Source organism: Delftia sp. HK171 (genome assembly GCF_001886655.1).
GTDB lineage: Bacteria > Pseudomonadota > Gammaproteobacteria > Burkholderiales > Burkholderiaceae_C > Comamonas > Comamonas acidovorans.
On record NZ_CP018101.1, the window covers coordinates 4,498,260 to 4,523,141 of the forward strand.

The following is a 24,882-nucleotide window of genomic DNA, read 5'->3' on the forward strand; positions in this document are numbered from 1 at the left end:
ACCTTGGCCGCTGGCTTTTCCCCCTCCCCCGTTATGGCAGGATCACCAGCACCAGAATTACCGAGGGAACTCCCATGCTGATCAACTGCGTCGCCTACGAAAACGGGGCCAAGCTGGCGGACATTCCCGTCGCCGACATCAGCAACTACATAGAGCGGCCTGGCTGCTTCGTCTGGGTGGCGCTGGCGGACGCCACGCCGGCCGAGCTGGAGGAGATGCGCCAGGAGTTCGGCCTGCATGCCCTGGCCGTGGAGGATGCGCTGCACGGCCACCAGCGGCCCAAGCTGGAGGAGTACGGCAGTTCGCTGTTTGCCGTGATGCACCTGCTGGAGCCCGAGCCCGAGCGGCCTGGCCACTTCAACCACGGCGAGGTCGATGTCTTCGTGGGCTCCAACTATGTGCTGTCGGTGCGCAACCGCAGCAAGCGCGGTTTCCTGGGCGTGCGCGAGCGCTGCGAGAGCGAGCCCGAGCTGCTGCGCCACGGCTCGGGCTTTGTGCTGTATGCGCTGATGGATGCGGTGGTGGACCGCTACTTCCCCATCATCGACGCGCTGGAAGTGGAGCTGGAGCAGATCGAGCAGCAGATCTTCACCAAGGGCGCGGCGCGCGACAACATCAAGCAGCTGTATGAACTCAAGGGCCGCGCCATGGACCTCAAGCACGCCGTGGCCCCCCTGCTGGAAGCCGTGGGCAAGCTCAACGGCGGGCGCGTCCCCCAGATCTGCGTGGGCTCCAGGGACTACTTCCGCGATGTGATGGATCACCTGGGCCGCATCAACGCCCAGATCGACACCATGCGCGACACCGTGGGCACGGCCATCCAGGTGAACCTGTCCATGGTGTCCATCGAGGAAAACGAAGTCACCAAGCGGCTGGCAGCCTGGGCCAGTATCTTCGCCATCTGCACGGCCTTCTTCGGCGTCTGGGGAATGAACTTCGAGAACATGCCCGAACTGAAGTGGCAATACGGCTATCCGGCCGCACTGCTGTTCGTGCTGGGTGTTTGCGGCCTGCTTTACTACAAGTTCCGCAAGGCGGGGTGGCTGTAGGCGGCGGGAAGGCGAGCGGTGCCAGGGTATTCACCCAGCCGCACCGTCACAGCCGCGTCACACATCCACGCCACCATCCCAGGCGCCAACTCCTGGACGCCCGGATTCCCCACCATGTACGACGAACTTCTGCCCGACCACCATGATTCGCTGATGCAGCGCATCGAACGCGATCTGCTCGACAGCTACGACGAAGAACTGGAGATGGAGATAGACGACGCCCGCCTGAGCAGCGGTGGCGACGATCTGGACGGTGCCGACTCCGTGAGCCGCCAGACCTACTTCCGCGAACTGCTGCGCCTGCAGGGCGAGCTGGTCAAGCTGCAGGACTGGGTGCAGCACCACAAGAAGAAGGTGGTCATCCTCTTCGAGGGCCGCGATGCGGCCGGCAAGGGCGGCGTGATCAAGCGCATCACCCAGCGCCTGAACCCGCGCGTATGCCGCGTGGCCGCCCTGCCCGCGCCCAACGACCGCGAGCGCACGCAGTGGTATTTCCAGCGCTATGTCTCCCACCTGCCTGCGGGCGGCGAGATCGTTCTCTTTGACCGCAGCTGGTACAACCGCGCGGGCGTGGAGCGCGTGATGGGCTTTTGCTCCGACGAGGAGTACGAGGAGTTCTTCCGCTCCGTGCCCGAGTTCGAGAAGATGCTGGTGCGCTCGGGCATCACGCTGGTGAAGTACTGGTTCTCCATCACCGACGACGAGCAGCACCTGCGCTTTCTGGGCCGCGTGCACGACCCGCTCAAGCAGTGGAAGCTCAGTCCCATGGACTTCGAGAGCCGCCGCCGCTGGGAGGACTACACCAAGGCCAAGGAAGCCATGCTGGAGCGCACCCACATCGCCGAGGCGCCCTGGTGGCTGGTGCAGGCCGTGGACAAGAAAAAGGCCCGGCTCAACTGCATCTCCCACCTGCTGACCCAGCTGCCCTACGAAGAGATAGAGCACCCGGCCATCGTGCTGCCAGAGCGCACGCGCAATCCCGAATACACACGCAACCCCGTTCCCCAGCACATGTACGTTCCGGACAAGTACTGACAACCCCTGAGGCGCTTCGCGCCTTCCCCCTCTCTACCCGCTTTGCGGGGGAGGGGGACGACACCCTCGGTGCGGGGGCGGCCCTTCCTTGGTGTCTCTGGCTTCAGCAAGTGCCCATTTCATGCGCACGGCCGACTTTCAGACCTTATGCGCCTCGCCGTCCTGCCTCGGACGCCTCAGGCGTCTCTGGCGTCTCTGGCGCTGGCTCTGCCTCGGCGACTGCAGCCGCCTGCGGCGCCTCGACAACCTCGGCCGCACGCTTGCGCCGGTCCTGCTCCAGCAGCGCGGTCAGCGCCGCGTGGATGCGTTCCAGCGTGCCGCCCGGGTTGACCCACCAGTCCGTGGACCAGATGCGCAATATCTGCCAGCCCAGGCCGCGCAGCACCTGCTCGCGCAGCTTGTCGCGGTCGCGCGCCGTGGCCGAGCGGTGGTAGGTGGCGCCGTCGCACTCCACGCCCGCCAGGTAGCTGCCCGCATGGTCCGGGTGCACCACGCCCAGGTCCACGCGGAACGAGGATGCGCCGATCTGCGTGTGCACGCGCCAGCCCTTGCGCTCCAGCGCCTGAGCCACGCTGGCCTCGAAGGGGCTGTCGAAATCGCCCTGGCTGCCATGGTGCGACTCGGCCAGCGCGCGCGGGCCGCGCTCGGCAAATTCCAGGAAGTGCTTGAGGTCGCGCACGCCCGCCGCCTGGGTGCGCGACAGGTCCATCTGCTCGCCGCGCAGGCTGGAGAAGATGCGAAGCTCCTGCCGCGCCCGCGTCACCGCCACGTTCAGCCGCCGCTCGCCGCCATCGCGGTTGAGCGGGCCGAAGTTCATGGACACGGCGCCCGAGATATCGGGCCCGTAGGTGATGGAAAAGTACATGATGTCCCGCTCGTCGCCCTGCACGCTTTCCAGGTTCTTGACGAAGACGGGCTCCAGCAGCGCATCGGAGAAAAACGGCTCCAGCCCCGGGTCCTTGCGGCGCTCCTCGTCCAGCAAATCCTCGATCAGGCTTTGCTGCTCGGAGTTGAAGGTGACCACGCCGATGGTGGCACCCGACTGCGCAAACCCCGGCGACTGCAGCCGCGCCACCAGGTCGGCCACCAGGGCCTTGGCCTCGGGCTGGTTGATGCGGGCGCCACCCTTCTCATAGCGGCCCTGCACGGCGTGGAAGCTGACGGCGCGGTCATCGGTGACGGGCGAGGGAAAGGTCACCAGCCCGCCGCCGTAGTAGCGGTGGTTGCTGAAGGCGATCAGGCTTTCATGGCGCGAGCGGTAGTGCCACGACAGGTTGCGCGTGGGCAGGCTGGCGCCCAGGCATTCATCCAGGATGCTTTCCATGTCGCCTTCCACGCCCTGCGTGTCGTCGTCGAAGGTGTCGGAGGTGTCGGCGCGGCCGAAGAAGCTGGTGGGCGGCAGCTGCTTGGGGTCGCCCACCATGACCACCTGCCTGGCCCGCGCCATGGCGCCGATGGCGTCCCAGACGGGGATCTGCGAGGCCTCATCGAAGATGACGATGTCGAAGTTGCTGGTCTCGGCGCTCAGGTACTGGGCAATGGACAGCGGACTCATCAGCAGGCAGGGCGTCAGGCGCAGCACGGCCGAGGGGATCTGCTCCAGCAGCTGGCGCAGCGGCAGGTGCTGGCGCTTCTTGGTGATCTCGCGCCGCAGGATGCCCCACTCGCTGTTGCGCTGGATGCTGTCGGCCGACGGCAGGCCCGCGCACAGCCGCGCACGTATCCACTGGCGCGTGACGGAGGTGAATTCATCGTCCAGCGCGCGGAAGTCGGCAATGCGCCGCTCATGCTCGGCAGAGACGAAGCGCTTGAGCACCTCGTCCTCGTCCACGGCCAGCGCCAGCCACCAGCGCGCGTAGTTGACCTCGAAGGCCTGGGGTGCCTGGGCGGGCTCCAGGCGGCCGGACTCGATGGCGTCGGCCAGCGCACCCAGCCCGCCCGCGCGGGCCGCGGCCTGGGCATTGCGCCAGGCGCACCAGGCATGCAGGCCGCCCTGCCCGGCCAGCACGCCGCCCGCTGTGGCCGCCAGCTGCTCGGCCGTGCGCTGGGCCAGGGCACGCTGCTGCGGCTCGCCATGGGCTGCCGCCGCGCTGAAGGGGTCTATGGCCGCGTGCAGGCCGGCCAGGCTGTCCAGCAACTGCTGGCAGGCCATGCCGACTGCGGCGCCCTCGCCCAGCTCGGCGCTGCGCAAGGCCAGCACCTGGTGCAGGGCCTGGCGTGCCTGGGCCAGTTCGGCCTCCTGCCAGCCCAGCCCGGTCAGCCCTGCCTGCAGCGATCCCTGCAGGCGCAGCGCATGCTCCACGGCTTGCGGGCGCGTGTCCAGGCCGTCCCAGACGCCGGGGCAGCGCAAGCGCAGATCGTCCAGCGCCAGCAGCTGTTCCTCGATGGCGCTGCGGGCCGCCAGCTGCGCATGGGCCTGCTGCAGTGTCGCGCCACAGCGGCCCTGGGCCACGGCGGCGTGCGATGCCATCAGGCCGCCGCGCCGCGTCAGTTGCAGGCGCTCGCGCTCGAAGGCCAGCGCGTCCTGCAAGGCCTGGGCATCGGTTTCCAGCCCGCGCCACAGGCCGTGGCAGGCATCGGCCAGCGGCAGGTAGCCATCGAGCTGGCGGTCGATCTGGTACAGGGCCTGCAGGCGCTGCACTTCGGCCGCCCAGCGCTCGCCGCCATGGCCTTCGGCCACGGCCTCCAGGCCGTCGAGCGAGAAGGATTTCTGCGCACGCGCGGCCAGCAGGGCCGCATTGGCCTTCAAGGCGCTGCGCGCATGGTCGGTGCGCGTGCGGTGTCCGGCCCACAGGCCATCGGCTGCGGCGCCCGGCTGGATCTGGTCCAGTTCCTCGCGCAGGCCCCGGATGCGCACCAGGGCGGCCAGGTCATCGGCCACGCGCGGCTCGCCCGCGCCCTCGATGGTGGCCTCCAGCGCCGCGCGCACCTTGCGCCGGCCCAGCCAGGACAGCGGCCACAAGGACTTGCCGGCCCTGGCCCATTCGCGCTGCAGCTGCGCCACGTTGAGCTGGCCCACGCCCGCGCCGTACTTGACGGACAGGCCCTGGCGCAGCCCCGCAATCTCGTCGATGCACAGCAGGCCGCGCTCCAGCTCATCGCCCAGGGCCACGGGCCAGGGCGTGCCCAGCCCGGCCTGCAGGCGCCGGCGCTGCGCCAGCAGGTCCAGTGCCTGGGCCAGGCGCGCCTGCAGCTCGGCCGGCCAGGGCGCCGGAATCTGTGCGGACAGATCACCGTGCTGCGCCAGCAGCTGCAGGCCCGATTGCAGGGATTCTCCAATGCGCGCGCCGTCAGGCAGCACGCAGAAAGCCAGGTTGCGGCCTGCGGCCGCAGGCAGCGCCCGCGCGATCACGCCCAGCGCCGAGCGCGCCTCGCGCCCCAGCGCAGGCCACTCCATGCGCAGCAGCCGGCCCAGCTGCTGCGCCGCCTCGGCAAAGCCCTGGCCTGCATCGTGCAGCGCCTGGGCGGCATCCACCATCTGCTGCTGCCAGCGCACGGACCAGTCGCTGGCCTGCACCGTGGCCAGCGGCCCGTCCTTCAGATGCTGCGCGCCCACGGCCTGGGCATTGGCCTGCAGGCGGCCCGCAGTCTCGCGCAAAAGGGCCAGGCCCGCTTCGTCATGGGCCTGGGGCGTGGGCCAGTGAAATCCCAGGCGCGGCAGCGCCTCGCCACCGGCCACGGCGCCAATGGCGCGGTAGATGGTCCAGCCGTTGGCGTGGCGCCGGTGCAGGCGCTCCACATAGGCCGACAGCTGCTCGCGCAGGCGGCCGAGCTGGCTGGCCTTGGCGGCCCAGGCCTCGGCATCCACCTGGCCATGCGAGTCCCAGGATTTCTGCAGCTGGCCCAGCACATCGAGCTTGCGGCTCTTGTTGGAGTGCAGCTCCAGGCAGAACTCGCCCAGGCCCACTTCGCGCAGGCGGCGGTAGACCACGTCCAGCGCGGCGATTTTCTCGGCCACGAAGAGCACGCGCTTGTCCTCGGCCAGGCATTGCGCGATCAGGTTGGCAATGGTCTGGCTCTTGCCCGTGCCCGGCGGGCCGATGAGCACGAAGTCCTTGCCGCGCGCAGCGGCCATCACGGCCGACAGCTGCGATGAATCGGCCGGCAGCGGGCTGAAGACCTGCTGCGGCGCGAACTCCTGGTCCAGCCGCCGCGTGTCGGGAAAGGCGATCTCCGAGCGATAGGGCTCGCGCGGCGTGTCGATCAGGTGGGCGACCACGGGCGAGCTGCGCAGCTGGTCGGCGCGCTCGGCCAGGTCCTTCCACATCAAGTACTTGGCGAAGGAGAACATGGACAGCACCACGTCCTCGCTGACCTCCCAGCCGCGCACGTCCTTGATCGCCTCGCGCACGCGGGCCCAGATGCCGGTGATGTCCAGCCCGGCTTCGTCGCGCGGCAGGTCGCCTGCGGGCACGCCCAGCTCCAGCTGGAAGTCCTGGCGCAGCATCTCGACCAGCGTGGGGTTGAAACGCGGCTCGTCCTCATGCGCCTGCAGCGTGAAGCCCGAGCGCGCGCTCTTGCGCTCCAGCGTGACGGGCAGCAGGATCAGCGGCGCGCGCACGCGCACATCGGGCTTGTCGGGCCGGCTCCAGACCAGAAAGCCCAGGGCCACGAACAAGGTGTTGGCGCCGCCTTCCTGCAGCGCGTTGCGCGCGCCGCGAAACAGCTCCACAAAGCGGCTGTCCAGCTCCAGCGGCTCCAGGTCGATGAAGACCTCGCGCCGCTGCAGCGCCTCTTCGGCGTGCGCGCCGCGCAGGTCTTCCAGGCTGCGCGCCTCGTGCAATGGCTGGCTGCGCGGGTCCTTGCCCTGCATGAGCTCAGGGCTGGGCAGCAGCTTGAGCACCTGGCCCCGGGCCAGCGTGTCCTCCAGCGCGGGCGCGGCCACCTGCAGCAGCAGCGATTTCTTGCCGGGCTTGAAGTTGAGCAGCGCATTGCGCAGCGACAGGTCCAGCAGCCGGCGCTGCCAGCGCGCCAGCCTGTCCTTGGGATCGAGCTGGGAGGTGGGCACTTCGCGTGCCTGCGCCTGCGGCAGGAGTTCGGGCGGCGGCTCCACGGTGAGTCGGGGCTCGGCCTGGCCTTCGCCGGCCTCGGGCGCGACGTCCTGCGGCTGGGCCAGCGCCAGCGGGCGGATGCGCTGCATGCGCGCGCGCCGTACGTCCACCAGCAGCTCGAACTGGTCTTCATGCTCTTCGGCCAGCTGGCGCGCGCCCTGGGCAATGGCCTGGCTGAAGGCCACGGCCTGGCCTTGCGCGGCCAGCGTGGTCTCGAAGACCACCAGCTCCTGCAGCTTGAGCCGCTTGCGCACGGCCGTGATGTCATCGACCACGGCGGTCGAGAATTCCTGCCTGCCCAGCCACAGGCCCACGAAGGCATGGCCGCGCGTGAAGACCAGCAGCGGGTTCAGGTGCGCCTGCTCCAGGCAGGAGGCGAACAGCAGCGTCAGGTCCAGGCAGGTGGCCAGGCCCGCATCCAGCACCTGGGTCGCGCCGCGTATCTTCTGGCCCGCATGCTCGAAGCTGGCCGGCGGCAGCGCGTAGTTGAGTTTCTTCTGGAGCACGGAGGTCCAGATGGCCGAGGCCAGTTCCCAGGCCCGCTGCGGCCCCTGTTCATAGCCGTTGATGGCGCCGGACTTGCCCGCCGCCTCCAGCGCCTGCGCCGCGCCCTTGAGGATGCGGTCCACGGCCGGATCGTTGGGTTGCACGAAGGCCGCCACCATCTCGGGCAAATGCCCCAGGCCGCCCCACTGGTTGCGTGCCAGCAGTTCCAGCGGGTGTTCGTGCCGGGCCAACACCGTCTCTGCCGGCTGGCCGCTGCGCAGCTCCAGCCGCAGCACGGCAGGCTCGGCCTCGGTCAGGCGCGAGAGCAAGGCGCCGTCCAGCGCCACATCCAGGTCGGTCAGCGCATAGGTGCTGTGCGCGGCCACCGACTCCAGGCGCCAGGTGCGCGGCTTGATGAAGGCAGGCTCCGAGGCCAGGTGCAGGCTCAGCGCCTGCAGCGGCAGCTCGCCCTCGTTGACGATGGCCAGCTCCAGCAGCGCGGGCACGGCGTTCTGGAAGTCGGCGAGATTGAGCTTGGCGACGGTGCCGATGCGCAGCTGCGTGGCCGTCTGCGGCGCCTGGGCGGCGGCGGGGGCGGCATCTGCGGGGAATCTCGGCGGGGGTCTTCTGTCATGCGCGGTAGTCCTTGGCTGGCCAGCAGGCGGCGGGAACTGTCGAAATCCCGTCATATTCCTGGCCCGACGATTGTCCGCTGCGAATGGGGCGCCGTGTCCGAGATGGGCGGTTTTCAGGGGTCACTGTTTGCAAAAAATGAGAGCATGGATGAAGGTGCCGGCCATCGGCTCGCCCGGCTCCAGTACGATGCCGGCCAGCCATGCGCAACATCCCGCCCCTTCACCTCATCGCCGCCTTCGATGCCGTGGCGCGAAGCCAGAGCTTCAAGCAGGCGGCCGAAGAACTGAACCTTTCGGACAGCGCCGTCAGCCACCGCATCCGCGAACTGGAAAGGCTGCTGGGCACCCCGCTGTTCCACCGCACCACGCGCGTGGTCACGCTCAGCGCCGAGGGAGCCTGGCTGCACCAGCAGACCCGCGCCCCGCTGCAGGCGCTGGAGACCACCTTCGGCAGCCTGGTGCAGGGGCGCGACGTGGTGCGCATCAGCGCCCTGCCCTCGTTCGCACGGCTGCGGCTGGTGCCGTCGCTCACGGCCTTTCAGCGCAGCCACCCGGACGTTTCCATCGCCATCGATCCGACCACGCGCACCGTCAATCTCCAGCAGGGCGAGGCGGACATCGCCATCCGCTTTGCACACCAGGCGCCTCAGGCACCTCTGGCATTCCACTGCGAACGCCTGCTGGACGACGAATGGTTTGCCGTGGCCGCGCCACGCTACCTGGAGCAGTTCGAGGGCCTGGATCTGGCGGGGCTGTTCCGGCGGGCCAACCTGCTCTCGCACAGCCGCCAACCCTGGGAGCCCTGGCTGCAGGCCGCGGGCCTGCGCATCTCGTCAGCCCAGCGCCAGCTCAGCTATTCGGACACGGGCTTCATGCTGGACGCGGCGCTGAACCTGCAAGGCATTGCGCTGGGCCGCCGCTCCCTGGTCCAGCGCCTGCTGGCCGAGCGCAGCCTGGTGCGCGTCTCGGACACGGCCATCCCCTGCAGCCAGAGCTATTTCCTGCTGGCTTCCGAGCGCGCCATGGTCTCGCGCCATGGCGCAGCCGTCATGGACTGGATTCGTGCGGTGGCGGCCGAGGCCGGATAGCCGGGCGCCGCCGCCCGCCACCCGCGTTCACGATTCGCACGTTCACGCCCTCACATCCTCAGCGCGCCATGGTCAGCGCAATGCCCAGCAGCACGCCCGCCATGGCCGCCGCCTTGGGCCGCAGATGGCGTTCGGCAAAGAACCGTGCCGACAGCGCAAACACCATGACCAGATTGGCGCGGCGCAGCACCGAGATCACGGCAATCTGCGCGCCCTCCATCTGCACGGCGGCCAGGTAGATGGACTCGGCCAGCACATAGGCCAGCGCAATGGCGGGCACGGCCCAGTTGCGCCCCAGCATGCTGCGCAGCTCCAGCCCGCGCCAGATCCAGGGCAACAGCAGCAAGGCCAGGGCGCCGCGCTGCAGCGCAGACCAGGCCTGGACGGCAACCAGGTCCATGCGCAGCGTGGCCAGAATGTGCTTGTCGTACAGGGCATTGGCCGAGGACAGCAGCGTGGCCGCCAGCATGCACAGCACCCAGAGATTGCGGCCAAAGCCTATGCCCTCCTTCTGGCCGACCAGGGAGAACAGGTAGTACGAGGCCATGGACACCGCCAGACCCAGCCATTGCCACCAGCCCAGGTGCTCGGACAGCAGGAACACCGCGCCCAGCGCCGTCCACAGCGGCCCGCTGGCACGCACGCCCGCAGAGATGGACAGCGGCAAGGCCTTCACCGAGTAGTACGACAGCACCCAGGTGGCCACCATCATCAGCGACTTGGGCAGCAGCAGCATCTGCTGGCGCAGGTCCAGCGCGGCGTACGAGGAATCGCCCATCGCCACGAAAGGCAGCCACAGCAGCGCGCCCAGCGCCGAGCACCAGAACACCACCTCCAGCACGGACTTTTCCCCCAGCGCCAGCTTGGTCAGAAAGTCATATGCCCCCAACACCAGGCCGGCCAGCAGCCCCAACACCATCCAGTCCATATCCGCCTGCACTCCTGCATTGACAAGGGTGCAAGCGTAGGAGCGATGGCAGCAGGCATTGCTGAGACCTGTGCGGCGATTGCGCAATCGCGCTCATGAATGCGCGGGCATCACTGCGCGCCGGCCACCGCAGCCTGGCGCGCACCGGGCTGCTTGAACAGCTTGAAGTACGGCGTGTTCGACGGATTCACCGGGATGTCGAACTTGCGCACCATGGCATAGGTCTGGATCTGGTCGTGCAGCGGCAGGTAGATCAGCTCCTTTTGCACCGTGCTCCAGATGGAGTGGATGGTGGCATCGCGCTTGCGCGCATCGCCCTCGGAGGCCAGGGAGACGATCTGGCTGTCCAGCTCGGCATTGCTGTAGCGCGTGGCATTGGTGTTGCCCCGGCCGTTCTTGCCGCGCGTGTGCACCAGGTAGTCGAAGACATAGGCCGAGTCATAGGTGGGCACGCCCCAGCCGTAGAGGTAGAAATCCGTCTCCTGGTTGTTGATGGCCGCCGTCTGGATGGCCAGCGGCCGGGACGACACGGCGGTCTTCACGCCGATGCGGCCCAGAAAGCCGGCGATGGCCTGGCAGATGGCCTCGTCGTTCAGGTAGCGGTCGTTCGTGCAATGCAGGGTGATGCCGAAGCCGTTGGGATAGCCGGCCTCGGCCAGCAGCTTCCTGGCCTGGGTCAAGTCGGCCTTGCCCACGGCACCAAAGGATTTCTCGTAGCCGTGCACAAAGGGCGGCGCAATGATGTTGGTGGGCACGGACAGGCCGCGCATCACGGCGCGCTGTATGGCCTGGCGGTCTATGGCCAGCTGGAAGGCCTGGCGCACGCGCAGGTCGGCCAGCGGGTTCTTGTCCTTCACATCGGAATGCGACAGCGGGGCGGCGCCCACGTTCAGGCCCAGGAAGATGGTGCGGTTCTCGGCGGCCTGGTTGATGCGAAAGCGCGGGTCGGCGCTCAGGCGCGCAATGTCCTGGATGGGCAGGTCCTGCACGAAGTCCACCTCACCCGACAGCAGCGCCGCCACGCGCGTAGCCTGGGACTTGATGGGCAGGTAGACCAGTTCATCGATCTCCAGCGGGAACAGCCCCTTGCCCCAGTAGCCGGGAAACTGCCGCAGCACGGTGCGCGTGTCCTGCTCGCGCGAGGCGATGACGTAGGGCCCCGTGCCGTTGGCGTTGCGCGTGGCGTAGTTCTCTTCCTTGGCCAGCGCGTTCTGCGGCTGCTCGGCACCATGGGCCTTGGCCCAGGCGGCGCTCAGAATCTGGATGTTGATGAGGCTGGCCGGCAGCAGCGGGTTTGGCCCGTTGGTCCTGATGTGCACGGTGAAGGCATCGACCTTGGTCACGTCGGTGATCGAGGTCAGCAGCGAGCGCATGTCCGAGGTGGCCGAGCGCGCGCGGCGCAGCGAGAACAGCACGTCGTCGGCCGTGAACAGGCTGCCGTCATGGAACTTCACGCCCTTGCGCAGCTTGAACTCCCAGACCGAGGGGTCGGCAGTCAGCGCCCAGGACGTGGCCAGGGTGGGCAGCAGCTTGCCATCGGCCGTGCGGATGATCAGCGGCTCGTAGATCTGGTGCAGCAGGTTGTGGTTGGGGCCGTTGTTCAGCGCATGCGGGTCCAGCGTGGATGCGTCGGTGGAGCGCGCCCAGCGCAGGGTTTCGGCCTGGGCGGGCGATGCGCACAGCAGGGCTGCGGCCAGAGCGGGAAGCAGTGCGGAAGTTCGCAGGGTGCGCAAGTGGGTGCGCAGCAGGGAAAGGCGAGGCAGGAAGCGTCTTTGGGTCATGAAGTGTCCTGGCAGCCGGAACAAGATCGCAGGAAGGCGGCGGCGGATGCCGCGCCGGCTGCACCAGACGGCCGATTGTGTGGAGCCACCAGCCCGCCGCAAAGCCCGATTGCGCCTATGCAAATGCGCTGCGCGCAGATGCAAAGCGCTGCGACAGCAGGGCGTACAGCGCGCGCAGGCCCTGGGCCTCGCCGCCCCTGGGCCGGCCGGGGCGCTCCTCCAGATTCCAGGCGAACAGGTCCAGGTGCAGCCAGGGCAGCTCGGGCGGCACAAAGCTCTCCAGGAACAGTGCAGCCGTGATGGCGCCGCCCTGTGGCGTGCTGGCGGCGTTGAGCAGATCGGCCTGGTCGGAACGGAGCATGCGGCGGTACGGAGCCCACAGGGGCAGGCGCCACAGCGGGTCGGCCTGCGCGCGGCCCTGGGCCAGCAGCGCATCGGCCCAGCCGTCATGGTTGCTGAACAGCGCAGGCAGGTCCGGCCCCAGCGCCGTGCGCGCAGCGCCCGTGAGCGTGGCCAGGTCGATCAGCAGCGCGGGCGGCGTGGGCGCGCTGCGAATGGCGTGGTGCAGCGCATCGGCCAGCAGGAGCCGGCCTTCGGCATCGGTGTTCTCGATCTCCACGCGCCGGCCGTCACCGGCCTCGATGATGTCGCCGGGCCGCAGCGCACCGGCACCCACGGCGTTCTCCACCGCAGGCACCAGCAGCTTCAGGTGGATGGGCAGGCCCGCCTGCATCAGCAGATCGGCCAGGGCCAGGGCGTGCGCGGCGCCGCCCATGTCCTTCTTCATCCAGCGCATGCCTGCGGCGGGCTTGAGGTCCAGCCCGCCGGAGTCAAAGCACACGCCCTTGCCGATGAGCACCACATGGGGCAGCGCGGCATCGCCCCAGGTCAGCTCGGCCACGCGCGGCGCCTGGGCCGCCGTCTGGGCCGCCCGGCCCACGGCGTGCACCAGCGCAAAGCCTGCGGCAGGCAGCTCGTCGCCCACCCATTGCCGGTAGCGCGCGCCATGGCGCGCGGCCAGGTCGGCCACGGCCTGGGCCAGCTGTTCGGGACCCAGCTGGTTGGCAGGCAGGTTGACCAGCCGCCGCACCTCGCCAATGGCTGCGGCCATTGGCGCGACGGCGGCCTGCTCATCGGGGCTTGCCACCAACCGAGCGAGTGATAGAGCGAGTGATGGAGCGGTTGCCGCATCCGACTGCCGCGCCTGGCGGGTCGATGGCAACGCGCCCAGTGCCCAGCCCAGGAGCAGATGCGGCCTCTGAGCCTCATCCGCATCGGCGAGCGCATAGGTGCCGGGCGGCAGCGCAGCCGGCAGGCCGGCCAGCTGCCACAGCGGCTGGTCCGGGTCCACGCCGACCAGCACGCCAGCGAGGGCAGCGCCCTCGCTCTGCCCTTCCCTCTGCACTTCAGCCTGCATGCCGGGCAACAGCAGGATGCGGCCCGGCTGCGCATCAAAGCCTGCGGCGCGCGCCCATCGGGCCTGGGCCGGGGGCAGTTGCTCCAGCACGGCCGCCAGCGTGGCGGGCGTGGCACGGTGCAACGCCGTGGCGGGTTGGGGGGAAGTGGCGAATGCGCCGGATTGGGAAGGGGAGCTTGTGGCAGGGCTGGACATGGTGCTGGCAAAGCGCGCCAGCCTAAGGGCCGACTCCGCTTGGCGCAAACACGCCTGCCGCATATGCAAAGCAGAAATGATTGGTGGACGTCTGCGTGCAGGCGGGCCGCAGCCGCTCAGTCCAGAAAACGCGCGGCCACCTGCGGATCGGGCACCATGCACTGCGCGCTGCGGCCAAACCAGCGGTAGCGGTTGCGGGCCAGCCAGCGGTACAGCCCATCGCGCAGGGGGCGGGGAATCAGCCACGCCGCCCATGCCAGCCGCCAGGGCCAGCCCAGGCCATGGAGCACGCGCAGGATGGCGTCCGTGTGCTGCCAGGAACGGTCCCCATCCACCAGCAGCAGCGTCTGCAGACCTTCGACCCGCAGGCCTGCATCGGCCAGCATCCTGCCGCCGGCCTCGCCCTGGATGGAGGCAAAGCGGAACCTGCCGCGCCTGTCGTGCCTCAGCAGAAACTGCACCCAGCCATTGCACAGCAGGCATTGGCCGTCGAACACCACAATCATGATTCGCCCTCCTTGGGCACTGAAGTGTCTTGCCGCACCGTGGGCAATTGCAGATACCCGCTGTAGCTGGCGACCACGCCCACCCAGGGCACGGCTGCCTCGATGTGGAAATGCAGGCGATCCCCCTCGCCGCGCTCCTCGGCCACGATGCGCGGCTCCAGCCAGGCCGGGCAGGCCATGCCCAGAAAGCGCAACTTGCGCAGGCGCATCACCAGCCGATTGCCATCGGCCTCCAACCCGAAGCTCAGCCGCGCTGCGCCCAGGGATTCGATGATCTGCCCGTCCTGCAGGCGCAGGCTGGAACGCATGGTCTGCGCGGGAAAGTGGCGGGTCCAGACCTCACCCTGGGGCTGGGCATGCAGCGCGAAGCGGATGGGCCCCTCGCTGGCGCGCAGCGGCGTGCCCAGACACAGCGCCAGCAGCCGGGCCGCCAGGGACTGCGGCGCCTGGGTGCGGACCCAGCCATGGAGCTCATGGCGGCCCGTCAGGCGGTGGAAGGCCTGCACGGCGGGGTCCAGCCGGGCAAAGCGCTCGCCCATGGCCTGCTCGTACATGGACAGCCTCCGGCTCATGGATGGATCTCCCTCATGCGGATGTCCAGGCCACGGGCCTCCTGCTCGAAATCCTCCAGGGTCAGCAGGCCCATGCAGGGCATGGCGCCCACGGCGGGCAGTTGGCCTGCCGCCAGCTTCCGCGCCAGGGCCGAGGCGGCCAGCGTGGGCACATAGGGGCCGTCGCCCGACCCGGCGACCAGCACCCAGAGGCGCTCCTGCACGAAGCCCTGTGCGTCCCGCCCACGCACGCACACATGCATGGCACCCGCATCGCTGCCCCAGTCCTTGAAGCAGTCCGCCGCGCGCTTGAGCCACGCGGCGTGCACCGACCAGTCGCGCACCAGGCCCAGGCGCGCCAGCCAGGCCATGGCATTCATGCCCCTGTGCAGAAATGCCAACTCCAGCCCCGCGCCAAAACGCACGCCAGGCTTGCCCGCATACCGGGGTGCCAGCAGTACCAGATCAGGCACATCGCAGGGCGACAGCAGCCGCGCCCCCACAGGCTCGGGATAGCGGTGGCGCCAGCTGCCCGACCAGCCGAACACCGGCTGCGGGCCAGCGGACGCGAGGCGCTTGCCGCAGTAGCTCAGGATGCCGGCCACCGTGGACAGGCCGCGCTCCGTGTGGTTGCCGGGGCTGATGCCTATGTCGATGGAATCCACGCAGGCCATGCCGCCTGCCAGCCGATCGGCCACCGCCGTGGACAGTGCGGGGACGGAACTGGCCCCGCTGGTCAGCAGCACGCCCCGGGCCAGCGCAGCGGCTTGCAGGGCGGTGATGCCGCCGACGAAGTCGCGGCCATCGGCCAGGTCCACGTAGTGCACGCCCGCATGGGCGCAGGCCTGTGCCACGCGATGGTCCTGCCCCTGGAAAGGGCCTGAGGTATGGATGAGGAGATGGATGCCATGCTCCTGGAGCCGGGCCTGCAGCCCCGGGTCCATGGCGTCCACCGCCACGGCGGACAGCCCGGCATGGGCATCAGGCAAAAGCGCATCGACCAAGGCCTGTGCCTTGGCGCCCGAGCGGCCCACCACCACGATGTGCAGCGCCTTCTGCCGTGCCAGCCGGCGCACCAGCCGGCTGCCGAAAAAGCCATATCCCCCGACAACCATCACCCTGAATTCGTGCATGCGCCAGTGTAGGGCCGACCGGTCGCCAGGACGGCGGTGGCAGCATTTCCCTCCAAGGTGTTTCATCAGGAAAATATATGATTAGCCACCATACAATATGCCGACACCACACCTGGCGCACAGCGCCTCAACCCCAGGAAACACCATGTCCCACTATCTGGTCGAGCTCTATTCCCCCAACCCCGCCTGGCTGGCCCTGCCCGCCGCGCAGCGCCAGCAGTTTCTGGACGCGGTTGCCAGCACCATGGGCAGCCTGGCTGCCATGGGCGTGCAGGTGCTGGCCCTGGCCGAGACCGAGCGCGGCCTGGACCAGGCCAGCCCGCACCGCTTCCTGGGCATCTGGCGCTTTCCCGATACCGCCGCCCGCGATGCCCTGCTGGCGGGCATCAAGGCCAGCGGCTGGTACGGCTACTTCGACCATGTGAACGCGGCCAGCGGCACGGGTGGCCTGGAAAGCCATCTGAAGGCGCTGTCCGAGGCCTGAGGCGGACGGGCCATGGGTGCTGGATGGGTGCCGGATGGGTGATGCCGCACCGGCGCTACGGCTGAATCGGGCACCCCAGACGCTTGAGCGTCTCGTCGATCCATGGCGCGCTGTAAGTACCGGCAGCGATGTCGGCCACCATCCTGGCCTCAACGTCCTGCTTTCCGTGTGCTGCGTCCAGCAGGGCCTGCGCCTGCGCATGCGGTACGCACAGCAAGCCATCGTCGTCGCCAATCATGAGGTCACCGGGCTCGATCACCATGCCATCGATGGCGATCGGCACATTGATTTCGCCCGGGCCGTCCTTGTAGGGTCCGCGGTGCGTGACGCCCGCGGCGAATACCGGGAAGCTGCCTGCACGAATCCATGCCGCGTCCCGGATCGCGCCATTGATCACGATGCCGCCCAGCTGGCGACGCATGGCGTCTCCGACCATGATTTCTCCGATGAGTGCGTTGGTGAGGTCGCCACCGGCATCCACCACGATCACGTCACCTGGGCTGGCCAGTTGAAGTGCCTTGTGGAGCATGAGGTTGTCGCCCGGGCGTGTCTTGATGGTCAACGCGGGGCCGGCCATGCGCCCGCCGCCGTGCATGGGGCGCAACCGCGCGCCGCCAGCCGTCATGCGGGCCATGCAGTCGCTGACGTTGGCAACAGGCACGTCGAGATAGCGCCTGGCAATATCAAGGCTGACAGCGCGCTGCCGCTTCAGAATTTGAAGACCGATCATGGTGTGGTTCTCAGAGTGGATGGAATGAAAGCCGTGCCGCTCAATCGAGCGTGGTGCCAGAGCTCTTGACGATGGGTGCCAGGCGTGCGCGGTCGCTGGCGTAGAGCCTGGCCATGTCCTGCGGTGTGCCGGTGATGAGTTCGGCACCGGAGTCGGCGATCTTCCTGGCCGTGTCGGGTGCGTTCACCACCTTGTTGATGGCTTCGTTGAGCTGCTTGACGATGGCGTCGGAGGTGCCGGCCGGGGCCATCACGCCCCACACGCTGGCCAGCTCCACGCCCTTGATGCCGGATTCGGTGTAGGTCGGCACGTCGGGCAGCAGCTTGGAGCGGCTCGCGGTGGTCACGCCGATGGCGCGCACCTTGCCCGACTGGATGTGCGACAGCAGCGTGGGGACGGAGCCCATGTACATGTCGATGCGCCCGCCCAGCAGGTCGGGCATGGCCTGCGCCATGCCGCGAAACGGCACGTGGGTGAACTTCACATTCGAGCTTTTCTGCCAGGCCTCGCTGATGAGGTGCGAAATGGTGCCGGTGCCCGGCGTGGCAAAGCTCAGGCGCCCGGGGTCCTTCTTCGCCGCCTGGACGATGTCGTCCAGGGACTTGTACGGCGAATCGGCATTCACCACGAGCACGGCCGGGCCGGCTGCGACCAGGGCCACGGCGCGCAGGTCCTTGTCGGGGTTGTAGGTGAGCTTGGAGTACAGCAGCGGGTTGAGCACCACGTTGTCGGTCTGCGCCATCACCAGGGTCAGGCCGTCGGCGGGGGCCTTGGCCACCTGGTCCAGAGCCAGGTTGCCACCGGCACCGGGCTTGTTCTCCACCACGATGGCCCACCCATGGGCCTCGGTGAGCTTGGTGCCGACCAGCCGCGTGAGGTTGTCGGTGCCGCCACCGGCCGGAAAGGGCACGATGAACCTGATGGGCCGCTGCGGATAGGTGCCCTGGGCATGGGCCTGGGCCATGGCGGCAGCGGTCAGTGCCAGCAGGCCGGCGAGGGCCAGGCGGCGTCGGGTCGGGGTCGTCATTGCGGATGTCTCCTTTGGTGGTGTCGGTTGGCGCAGGGGTACGTTGATCAGGCTTGGCTGGCGAGCACGTGGCTGCCCAGCCAATCGATGGCCTCGTCGGTGGAGGTGCCGGTGAAGGGCTGCACCGCATGCGCCCGGGCCGTGGCGGCGAACAGCGCCTCGACGGCGGGCAAGGCGATGGGCGCCAGGCCGTTGCGGGCCATCTGCTGCCGGGCCTCGGCCACCTCGTTGCGGCGGCGTGCGGAATGCGGGATGTGCGTGCGCACCATGGACTCCATCAGCGTGCGCAGCGGTGTCTCGTCGATGTCCTGCAGCACGGCATGCAGCTGCTCGCGCAGGCCCATCTTCTGGGCCGTCACCAGGCACTCCACGGCCAGCGCCTCGGTCCCCTTGGTGTAGATGCTGCGCAGGAGCTTGAGCGCGGCGGCATCGCCTGGCTGTCCGCCCACCACGCGAACGGAGCCGCCAAGGAGCAAGAACAATTCCTGTACAAAACCGGCCTTGCCACCGGCCACGAGCAGCGGCGTCTTTCTGCCGCCCAGGTTGACCGCGCCGGTGATGGCCACGTCCACGAAGTGCACCGCCCTGCCCTGGGCGACGCGCCGGGCCAGCTCGCCGCATTCGCGCATCTCCTGCGGGTCGGCCGTGGTCATGTCCACATAGACCACGCTATCGCGCAGATGGGGCAGGCAGGCCTCGAACAGGCTGCGCGCCACGGTGCCGAACACGGCGCTCACCACCACGTCGGCCTCGGCCAGCCAGGCACCGGGCGCGGTATGCACCTGCGCGCCAGCGGCCTGCACGGCGTCGGCCACCGCAGCGTTGGGCTGCAGGTCGCACAGGCCCACCAGGCTGTGCCCCTGCTCCACAAAGGCCTGCATGTAGCAGGCGCCGACCATTCCACCACCCAGTATTGCGAACTTCATAAAAGTACAAATTTAAAACATTGAGCGCAGTCTATGGAGTGCACTTCCGATCCATTCATAGAGATTTCCCGTAGAACTGCGGATATTTGTACTTGTTTTGTATTTTTCCGAATGAAGCGCAGCGCAACTAGCCCCTCCGTCGTCACCTAGAATCGGCGCACCATCCCCACCCACCTGGTGCAAACACAGTGCAAAACGTGAAAGACAAGGCGTACGAGGTTCTGCGGCAGCGGCTCATCGGCGGCCACTACCGACCCGGCGAACAGCTCAAGGAAGAGCCCATTGCCCGCGACCTGGGACTGAGCCGCACGCCGGTGCGCAATGCGCTGCACCGTCTGGTGGAAGATGGCCTGGCCACCGATGGCGCGGGCCAGGGTATCCGCGTGTCGGAGTGGAGCGACTGGGATGTGGAGGAGACCTTCCAGCTGCGCATGCTGCTGGAGCCGTACGCCTCGTTCCTCGCGGCCACGCGCGGCGGCGAGGGGCTGGCCGATGAGCTGGAGGCCAGCAACCAGCGCATGGAGGCCGGCATTGCCGCTGGCCACGACGGCATTGGCGAGGTGCAGTCAGCCAACCGGGATTTTCACCACGCGCTGATCGAGGCATCGGGCTCGCCGCGCCTCAAGACCATGCTGGCGACGATGATCGACATGCCGATCATCAAGCGGTCGTTCTACATCTACACGCCCGAAGAGCTGGTGCAAAGCCTGCACCACCACTGCGACCTGGTGATCGCCATACGTGCCAGGGATGGAGAGCTGGCACGCCAGGTGATGCAGCTGCACCTGCGCATGTCCTACCACCGGTTCATGAAGCATCGGGGGGAATACCGCGCGGATGCATGAACAGTGTCATGACCGGGGCTGAACCCTTTGCGCTGACCGCACCCGGTACAGCCACGGCAGCCAGACAAAGGCGATGAGGACCAGCACAACGCCCGCCAGCGCCATGGGCAGCACCATCGGCCAGGCACCGTGGCGCATCGTCGGATCGACAAATTGCGCCGCCAGCTGGCCGGCGCAGAAGGCCACGCACATGATCGCGAAGCCCGAACAAGATACGGCCCGCCCGGCCAGTTGCGGCGGCAGGCCCCCCACCGCGCCCGCCTGGCCGCAAGGCTGGTGCAGGCCATGGCCCAGTGCATACACCGCGTGCCCCAGCAGCAGTGGAACGGGCGAGGCCGGCGCCAGCACGCAGCCGGCGATCTGGATGCACGGCCCCAGCAGACTGAGCGAAGCACCCAGTTGCACCGTGCGCACCGGCCCGTGGCGCGACAGCAGGCGCCGGCACCATGTGATGCCGAGGATGTAGACCAGCGAGCCGCCCGCTGGAATCCAGCCGTAGAGCACCGGCGACAGGCCGAACAGGTCGACGTACACCATCGGCGACAGCAGCAAAAAGCAGAAGATGCCGCCGTAGGTGGCTGCGGCCAGTGCCGTCCAGGCGCAAAAGCCGGGGTCGGCGATCACCTGGCGCACACCGCCAGCGGATACGGATGCGGGTACGAATGCGAGGACCGGGGCAGACTCCGCCGGCATTTGCCGCGTCTCGCTGAAAGTGCGCCAGCACAGTGCCAGCAAAGCCAGCGAGTAGACGCCCATCGCCCCCAGCACCCAGCGCCAGCCGGTGGCGTGGACTCCCCATGCACCGGCAATCGGCGCCACCAGGGCCACCAGCCCCAGGCCCGTCAGGCCACGGGCCATGATGCGCGGCCCTTCATGGGCCGGATACAGGTCGCGCACCGCAGCCCGTGCGCACACCAGGATGGCCGCCATGGCCGCGCCCTGCACGGCGCGCCAGGCCACCAGTGCGTCCGCGCTGCCCGCCAGCGCACAGCCGGCCGCCGCTGCCGTGTAGCAGGCCAAACCCGTCAGCAGAACGGGCCGGCGCCCGAAGCGGTCTGCCAGCGGCCCGCACACCAGCTGGGCGACACCGAAGGCCAGCATGAACACGGTCAGGCTGCTGCTGGCCGAGCCCAGGTCGCGCGCGATCTCGGGCAACGCCGGCAGATAGCCATCGGTGGCGACCGGCTGCGCGGCCAGCAGCAGCGGCAGCAGCAGAAGAAAGGAAACGGAGCGGCGCGGGCCGGGATTGGCGAAGTTCATCTCAATGAAGCCTGGTCACGGCATGCAGCGCGTCGAGCGAGGGAGTTCGAAGGACGATACATGGCCAGTTGCGCGCCATGCATCCTATGCGGCGGCGGACAGCACGGCCCGCAGGCCCAGCAGATAGCTGTCCGCGCCGAAGCCGCAGATCTGGCCCCGGGCGATGTCGGCAAACACCGAGTGGTGGCGAAAGGGCTCGCGCGCATGGATGTTGCTCATGTGGATCTCCACCACGGGCACGGTGAGCATGGCCAGCGCGTCGCGGATGCCGTAGCTGTAGTGCGTCCAGGCGCCGGCGTTGATGAGCACGCCATCGACGCCGTCCCGAAAGCCCTGGTGGATGCGATCGCACATGGCGCCTTCGCAATTGGTCTGGAAGCTGTCCACCTCGCAGCCCAGCTGGCTGCCCAGGCTGCGCAGCGAGGCGTCGATCTCGGCGAGCGTGACCGTGCCGTATTGGGCGGGGTCGCGCTGGCCGAACATGTTGTGGTTGATGCCGTGCAGCATCAGGATCTTTTTCATGGAGGCTCCGTGGCTTGATGTCATGGATGGAGGATGCGCGCCGGTGGTGTCCGGGTCACGCCGTGGTGTCGATGGCGGCGCCCATGCGGGCAGCTTCTGCAATGGCCTCGGTGATCTGCAGGTTGCGCAGGCCGTCGTGCACGCTGACCAGGGGCTGCGCCAGGCCGCGCGCCACCTGCGCGAAATGCGCCATCTGGCGCACCAGCGGGTCTTCGCGCTCCACGGCGGCCACATCCAGGTCGAAGGGCTCATTCCAGGAGCGCTGCTCGGCCGATGCATAGGTCTTCAGCCGCATGCTCGGTATGGCCAGCGAGCCGAAGGTGCCCGCCACCAGGTAGCAGTCTTCGTCCTCATAGCTGGCATAGGCCTTGTTCTCCTGCGAGGTCTGCTCCCAGCTGCGCGCGCTGGCGGCCGTGTCCGAAAGCACAAAGCTGCCCAGCGCACCGCTGGCAAAGCGCAGGTTGATGGCCACCGTGTCTTCCACGGCAAAACCGCGCGTGGCATGCGAGGCGAAGGCCTGCACGGCCACGATGTCGCCGCACAGCATGCGCAGGTTGTGGACCTCGTGGATCATGTTGAGCAGGATGGGTCCACCCCCGGCCTCGCGGCGCCAGGGGCCTTCCTCGAAATAGGCGTCCGGCTTGTAGAACAGGGCCGCGCCGGTCACGGCCACCAGGCGGCCCAGCCGCCCCTGGGCAATGAGGGCCGCGGCCCGCGCCATGATCGGGCTGTGGGCGCGGTGGTGGCCCACCAGCACGCGGGCGCCGCTGCGCTCGGCCAGCGCGGCCAGGCGCTGTGCCTCGGCCACGGTGGAGGTGACGGGCTTTTCCAGCAGGATGGGCAGGCGCGCATGCATGCACTGCGCCGCCTGCGGGGCATGCAGGCGGTTGGGCGTGGCCAGCACCACGGCGTCGGGCCGGTCATGGGCGATCAGCTCGCCCAGGTCGCGCCACAGCGGCACTCCGGCCCTTTGGGCAAGCTCCCGGGCTGCGGGCGCCGGGTCCACGATGGCGGACAGACGGCAGTCCGCCTGGGCCCCGATGGCGGCGATATGCGCCTGGCCGATCGCGCCGGCGCCGGCCACGGCAATGCGAAGCGGGTGCAGCTGTGCCATGGCATGCCCCTCAGAAGCGGTGCAGCACGCCCAGCTGCACGCCCTTGATGGTGCGGCCGTTGACGTCGTCAGCCGATGTGAAGTTGGGCTTCATGCCGCCCGAGGCCGCCAGCCGGAAGCCCGCATTGCGGTCGTTCTTCAACTGCTCGGCCACCGCGTAGAGCATGGTGCGCTTGGACAGGTCGTAGTAGGCCGCGACCGCGCCGCCCGATGCGCCGCGCCCGCTGTCCGAGCCATCCTGTATGCGGCCCCACAGTGCGCCCACGCGCAGTTGCGGCGTCACGCGGTAGTCGGCCGACAGTTGCCAGACGCGGTAGAAGCGGCGCACATCGGCATTCGTGCCCGCCACCAGCCCGCCCACATTGCCCAGCACCGTGCCCGTGTTGTTGCCCGCCGAGCCCGCCGTGCTGTTGTTGGACCGCACAAAGGCCAGCTGGACCTTGCCCTTGCCGTAGTCGTAGTTGGCGTAGAGGTTGTCGTAGCGGACCGCGTCGGTATAGGCCGCGCTCTGCGGCGCACGCGCATACAGGCCTGCATAGCCGACGCGGTAGGGGCCGTTCAGGTAGTCCAGGCCCAGCTGGTAGATGGCCTGGCGCGCTGGAGCACCGGTCTCGGCCATGGCGTAGTGGGCCTCGAACAGGAAGCCGGCCACGCGCGGCGAGGTGTAGGAGATGTCGTTGTCGAAGCGCGAGGGTACGCCGAAGTTGTTGACCATCGATCCCAACGTGCGCGAGGTGAAGTCGATGTAGTCGCCGCGCCCGAAGATCACGGTGTTCTGCCGGCCCAGCCGCACCTCGCCCCAGCCGCCGCCCAGGCCCACCCAGCTTTGGCGGTCGAAGCCGCGCGTGCTGTCGGCCTGCGTGCCGTTGTCGGCGTTGATGCCCATCTCCAGCTGGAACTTCGCGTACAGGCCGCCGCCCAGGTCTTCCTGCCCGCGAAAGCCCAGGCGGCTGCGCAGCAGGGCGCCGTCCTCCAGCGTGGTCATGGATGCGCCCGAGCTGCTGCGCATGTGGTTGATGTACTGGTCCACGCTGCCGTAGATGGTGACCGAGGACTGGGCGTGGGCACCCGCGCCCCAGGCGCCCAGCACGGTGGTCAGGGCCAGGATGCGAAGGGCCCCGCGCTGCGGCACTCGCGGTGTCTGGTGCATTTGCTGTTGCATGGTCTTGTCTCCTTCTCTGTGAAAAATGCTTTTTCGGGCGTGGCTGCGCCCTGCCCTGGACGCATTCAGGGCCGGTTGTCTGTCGGCTGGATCAGTAGGAGATGTGGGCGGTGGCGCGCAGCTCGTCGGGCGTGGCGCTGCCGAAGCCGAAGAATTCGAGGTAGGCGGGAATCATCTCGAACAGCATGTCCGTGCCCACCTGGAAGTCGCAGCCCTTGTCGCGCACGGCGCGCAGCAGGGGCGTGAACTCGGACTTCATCACCACCTCGCCCACAAAGGTGGTGGGCGCAATGCGCTGCACATCGAACGGCAGCGGGTCATCGTCCTTCATGCCCAGCGGCGTGGCGTTGACGACCACGTCAAAGCCCTGCGGGTCCCTGGAGCCCGTGCCCACCTTCATCCTCGGGTAGTAGGCAGCGAGCCGCCCGGCCAGGGCCTGCGCGCTCTCGTCCCGCGTGTCGAACAGCATCAGCTCGCCCACGCCGGCCGCCGCCAGCGAGGCGGCAATCGCCGAGCCCACGCCACCCGCCCCGGAAATCAGCACCCGCGCGCCCTGCAGCTGCCGCCCCTTGCGCAGCACGCCGCGCACAAAGCCTGCGCCGTCGAACTGGTCGCCCAGCAGCGAGCCGTCCTCGCGCCGCAGCACGGCATTGCAGGCGCCTGCAATGTGCACGGCAGGCGTGACCTCGTGCACCAGGTTCACCACGGACACCTTGTGCGGCATGGTGATCAGCGCGCCGCGCAGGTTGGTGAAACGCATGATGGCCGCGAAGTCCGGCGCGAAATGCGCCGCCTTCACGCCCATGGGCACGACGCAGGCGTCTATGCCCCGGCCGTCGAACCATGGGTTGTAGATCATGGGCGACTTGAAGGTCTCGGTCGGGTCGCCGATGTGCGCGATGAGGGTGGTTTTTCCGGAAATCATTCCCTGGGCTTTCGGATGCTTGGGTTGGCGGA

General features: G+C 68.6%; 20 protein-coding genes. 5 read left to right on the top strand and 15 right to left on the bottom strand.

Features of this window, described 5'->3' with window-relative positions; all coding sequences use genetic code 11:
- Window positions 1-74 precede the first annotated feature (74 nt).
- Both corA and ppk2 read left to right on the top strand, forming a co-directional pair.
- A complete protein-coding gene (corA, locus tag BO996_RS20285) occupies window positions 75-1,049 on the top strand; it encodes a magnesium/cobalt transporter CorA (RefSeq protein WP_012206223.1) in 975 nt (324 codons plus the stop codon).
- 114 nt (window positions 1,050-1,163) lie between these two features.
- Entirely contained in the window at window positions 1,164-2,084 is a 921-nt protein-coding gene (ppk2, locus tag BO996_RS20290) for a polyphosphate kinase 2 (protein ID WP_065346208.1), read from the top strand.
- A gap of 145 nt (window positions 2,085-2,229) precedes the next feature.
- On the opposite strand, the gene BO996_RS20295 is transcribed toward ppk2, so the two are convergent.
- On the bottom strand, window positions 2,230-8,310 hold the full coding sequence (locus BO996_RS20295) for a DUF4011 domain-containing protein (RefSeq protein ID WP_232240385.1): 6,081 nt from the start codon (window positions 8,308-8,310) through the stop codon (window positions 2,230-2,232).
- Between the two features lie 146 nt (window positions 8,311-8,456).
- On the opposite strand from BO996_RS20295, the gene BO996_RS20300 reads away from it, so the two are divergent.
- A complete protein-coding gene (locus BO996_RS20300) occupies window positions 8,457-9,344 on the top strand; it encodes a LysR substrate-binding domain-containing protein (RefSeq protein ID WP_071956239.1) in 888 nt (295 codons plus the stop codon).
- Between the two features lie 58 nt (window positions 9,345-9,402).
- Here the strand turns inward: BO996_RS20300 and BO996_RS20305 are convergent, their stop codons facing one another.
- The 6 genes from BO996_RS20305 to BO996_RS20330 form a co-directional block, all read right to left on the bottom strand.
- Complete coding sequence (locus BO996_RS20305; RefSeq protein ID WP_071956240.1) at window positions 9,403-10,272, bottom strand: DMT family transporter; 870 nt, start codon at window positions 10,270-10,272, stop codon at window positions 9,403-9,405.
- A gap of 110 nt (window positions 10,273-10,382) precedes the next feature.
- Window positions 10,383-12,053 carry an ABC transporter substrate-binding protein gene (locus BO996_RS20310; RefSeq protein WP_071956241.1) on the bottom strand — a complete coding sequence of 557 codons (1,671 nt, stop codon included), beginning with the start codon at window positions 12,051-12,053 and terminating at the stop codon, window positions 10,383-10,385.
- Window positions 12,054-12,168: 115 nt separating this feature from the next.
- A complete protein-coding gene (locus BO996_RS20315; RefSeq protein WP_071956242.1) occupies window positions 12,169-13,665 on the bottom strand; it encodes a leucyl aminopeptidase family protein in 1,497 nt (498 codons plus the stop codon).
- Window positions 13,666-13,781: 116 nt separating this feature from the next.
- Window positions 13,782-14,171, bottom strand: coding sequence for a thiol-disulfide oxidoreductase DCC family protein (locus BO996_RS20320; RefSeq protein WP_013801838.1), 390 nt, complete (start codon window positions 14,169-14,171; stop codon window positions 13,782-13,784).
- On the bottom strand, window positions 14,168-14,743 hold the full coding sequence (locus BO996_RS20325) for a DUF4166 domain-containing protein (protein WP_071956243.1): 576 nt from the start codon (window positions 14,741-14,743) through the stop codon (window positions 14,168-14,170). Before BO996_RS20325 ends, BO996_RS20320 begins: the two co-directional genes overlap by 4 nt.
- Window positions 14,740-15,855 (bottom strand): saccharopine dehydrogenase family protein, encoded by a 1,116-nt coding sequence (locus BO996_RS20330; protein WP_071956244.1) that lies wholly within the window; start codon window positions 15,853-15,855, stop codon window positions 14,740-14,742. The genes BO996_RS20325 and BO996_RS20330 overlap by 4 nt, the downstream gene beginning before the upstream one ends.
- Window positions 15,856-16,000: 145 nt before the next feature.
- Between BO996_RS20330 and BO996_RS20335 the strand changes: the two genes are divergently transcribed.
- A complete protein-coding gene (locus BO996_RS20335) occupies window positions 16,001-16,339 on the top strand; it encodes a DUF6616 family protein (RefSeq protein ID WP_071956245.1) in 339 nt (112 codons plus the stop codon).
- Between the two features lie 55 nt (window positions 16,340-16,394).
- On the opposite strand, the gene BO996_RS20340 is transcribed toward BO996_RS20335, so the two are convergent.
- The 3 genes from BO996_RS20340 to BO996_RS20350 are packed head-to-tail and all read right to left on the bottom strand — an operon-like array spanning window position 16,395 to window position 18,995.
- Window positions 16,395-17,069: an RraA family protein gene (locus tag BO996_RS20340; RefSeq protein ID WP_071956246.1), complete on the bottom strand. Its 675-nt coding sequence runs from the start codon at window positions 17,067-17,069 to the stop codon at window positions 16,395-16,397.
- A 40-nt stretch (window positions 17,070-17,109) separates the two neighbouring features.
- Window positions 17,110-18,096 carry a Bug family tripartite tricarboxylate transporter substrate binding protein gene (locus tag BO996_RS20345; RefSeq protein WP_071956247.1) on the bottom strand — a complete coding sequence of 329 codons (987 nt, stop codon included), beginning with the start codon at window positions 18,094-18,096 and terminating at the stop codon, window positions 17,110-17,112.
- A gap of 47 nt (window positions 18,097-18,143) precedes the next feature.
- Window positions 18,144-18,995 carry an NAD(P)-dependent oxidoreductase gene (locus BO996_RS20350; RefSeq protein WP_232240553.1) on the bottom strand — a complete coding sequence of 284 codons (852 nt, stop codon included), beginning with the start codon at window positions 18,993-18,995 and terminating at the stop codon, window positions 18,144-18,146.
- Window positions 18,996-19,210: 215 nt separating this feature from the next.
- Between BO996_RS20350 and BO996_RS20355 the strand changes: the two genes are divergently transcribed.
- Complete coding sequence (locus BO996_RS20355) at window positions 19,211-19,867, top strand: GntR family transcriptional regulator (RefSeq protein WP_012206234.1); 657 nt, start codon at window positions 19,211-19,213, stop codon at window positions 19,865-19,867.
- A gap of 6 nt (window positions 19,868-19,873) precedes the next feature.
- On the opposite strand, the gene BO996_RS20360 is transcribed toward BO996_RS20355, so the two are convergent.
- From BO996_RS20360 to BO996_RS20380, 5 genes are all read right to left on the bottom strand, one after another.
- Window positions 19,874-21,127, bottom strand: coding sequence for an MFS transporter (locus BO996_RS20360; RefSeq protein ID WP_071956249.1), 1,254 nt, complete (start codon window positions 21,125-21,127; stop codon window positions 19,874-19,876).
- A gap of 84 nt (window positions 21,128-21,211) precedes the next feature.
- Window positions 21,212-21,649 carry a type II 3-dehydroquinate dehydratase gene (gene aroQ, locus BO996_RS20365; protein ID WP_071956250.1) on the bottom strand — a complete coding sequence of 146 codons (438 nt, stop codon included), beginning with the start codon at window positions 21,647-21,649 and terminating at the stop codon, window positions 21,212-21,214.
- Between the two features lie 55 nt (window positions 21,650-21,704).
- Entirely contained in the window at window positions 21,705-22,763 is a 1,059-nt protein-coding gene (locus BO996_RS20370; protein ID WP_071956251.1) for a Gfo/Idh/MocA family protein, read from the bottom strand.
- 10 nt (window positions 22,764-22,773) lie between these two features.
- Window positions 22,774-23,925, bottom strand: coding sequence for a porin (locus BO996_RS20375; protein WP_071956252.1), 1,152 nt, complete (start codon window positions 23,923-23,925; stop codon window positions 22,774-22,776).
- Window positions 23,926-24,016: 91 nt separating this feature from the next.
- Entirely contained in the window at window positions 24,017-24,850 is an 834-nt protein-coding gene (locus BO996_RS20380; RefSeq protein ID WP_071956253.1) for a shikimate dehydrogenase family protein, read from the bottom strand.
- Between the last annotated feature and the right edge of the window lie 32 nt (window positions 24,851-24,882).

Coding starts and splice junctions, on each gene's coding strand:
- corA (WP_012206223.1), top strand. CDS start 75: ATGCTGATCAACTGCGTCGCCTACGAAAACGGGGCCAAGCTGGCGGAC.
- ppk2 (WP_065346208.1), top strand. CDS start 1,164: ATGTACGACGAACTTCTGCCCGACCACCATGATTCGCTGATGCAGCGC.
- BO996_RS20295 (WP_232240385.1), bottom strand. CDS start 8,310: ATGACGGGATTTCGACAGTTCCCGCCGCCTGCTGGCCAGCCAAGGACT.
- BO996_RS20300 (WP_071956239.1), top strand. CDS start 8,457: ATGCGCAACATCCCGCCCCTTCACCTCATCGCCGCCTTCGATGCCGTG.
- BO996_RS20305 (WP_071956240.1), bottom strand. CDS start 10,272: ATGGACTGGATGGTGTTGGGGCTGCTGGCCGGCCTGGTGTTGGGGGCA.
- BO996_RS20310 (WP_071956241.1), bottom strand. CDS start 12,053: ATGACCCAAAGACGCTTCCTGCCTCGCCTTTCCCTGCTGCGCACCCAC.
- BO996_RS20315 (WP_071956242.1), bottom strand. CDS start 13,665: ATGTCCAGCCCTGCCACAAGCTCCCCTTCCCAATCCGGCGCATTCGCC.
- BO996_RS20320 (WP_013801838.1), bottom strand. CDS start 14,171: ATGATTGTGGTGTTCGACGGCCAATGCCTGCTGTGCAATGGCTGGGTG.
- BO996_RS20325 (WP_071956243.1), bottom strand. CDS start 14,743: ATGAGCCGGAGGCTGTCCATGTACGAGCAGGCCATGGGCGAGCGCTTT.
- BO996_RS20330 (WP_071956244.1), bottom strand. CDS start 15,855: ATGCACGAATTCAGGGTGATGGTTGTCGGGGGATATGGCTTTTTCGGC.
- BO996_RS20335 (WP_071956245.1), top strand. CDS start 16,001: ATGTCCCACTATCTGGTCGAGCTCTATTCCCCCAACCCCGCCTGGCTG.
- BO996_RS20340 (WP_071956246.1), bottom strand. CDS start 17,069: ATGATCGGTCTTCAAATTCTGAAGCGGCAGCGCGCTGTCAGCCTTGAT.
- BO996_RS20345 (WP_071956247.1), bottom strand. CDS start 18,096: ATGACGACCCCGACCCGACGCCGCCTGGCCCTCGCCGGCCTGCTGGCA.
- BO996_RS20350 (WP_232240553.1), bottom strand. CDS start 18,995: ATGGTCGGCGCCTGCTACATGCAGGCCTTTGTGGAGCAGGGGCACAGC.
- BO996_RS20360 (WP_071956249.1), bottom strand. CDS start 21,127: ATGAACTTCGCCAATCCCGGCCCGCGCCGCTCCGTTTCCTTTCTTCTG.
- aroQ (WP_071956250.1), bottom strand. CDS start 21,649: ATGAAAAAGATCCTGATGCTGCACGGCATCAACCACAACATGTTCGGC.
- BO996_RS20370 (WP_071956251.1), bottom strand. CDS start 22,763: ATGGCACAGCTGCACCCGCTTCGCATTGCCGTGGCCGGCGCCGGCGCG.
- BO996_RS20375 (WP_071956252.1), bottom strand. CDS start 23,925: ATGCAACAGCAAATGCACCAGACACCGCGAGTGCCGCAGCGCGGGGCC.
- BO996_RS20380 (WP_071956253.1), bottom strand. CDS start 24,850: ATGATTTCCGGAAAAACCACCCTCATCGCGCACATCGGCGACCCGACC.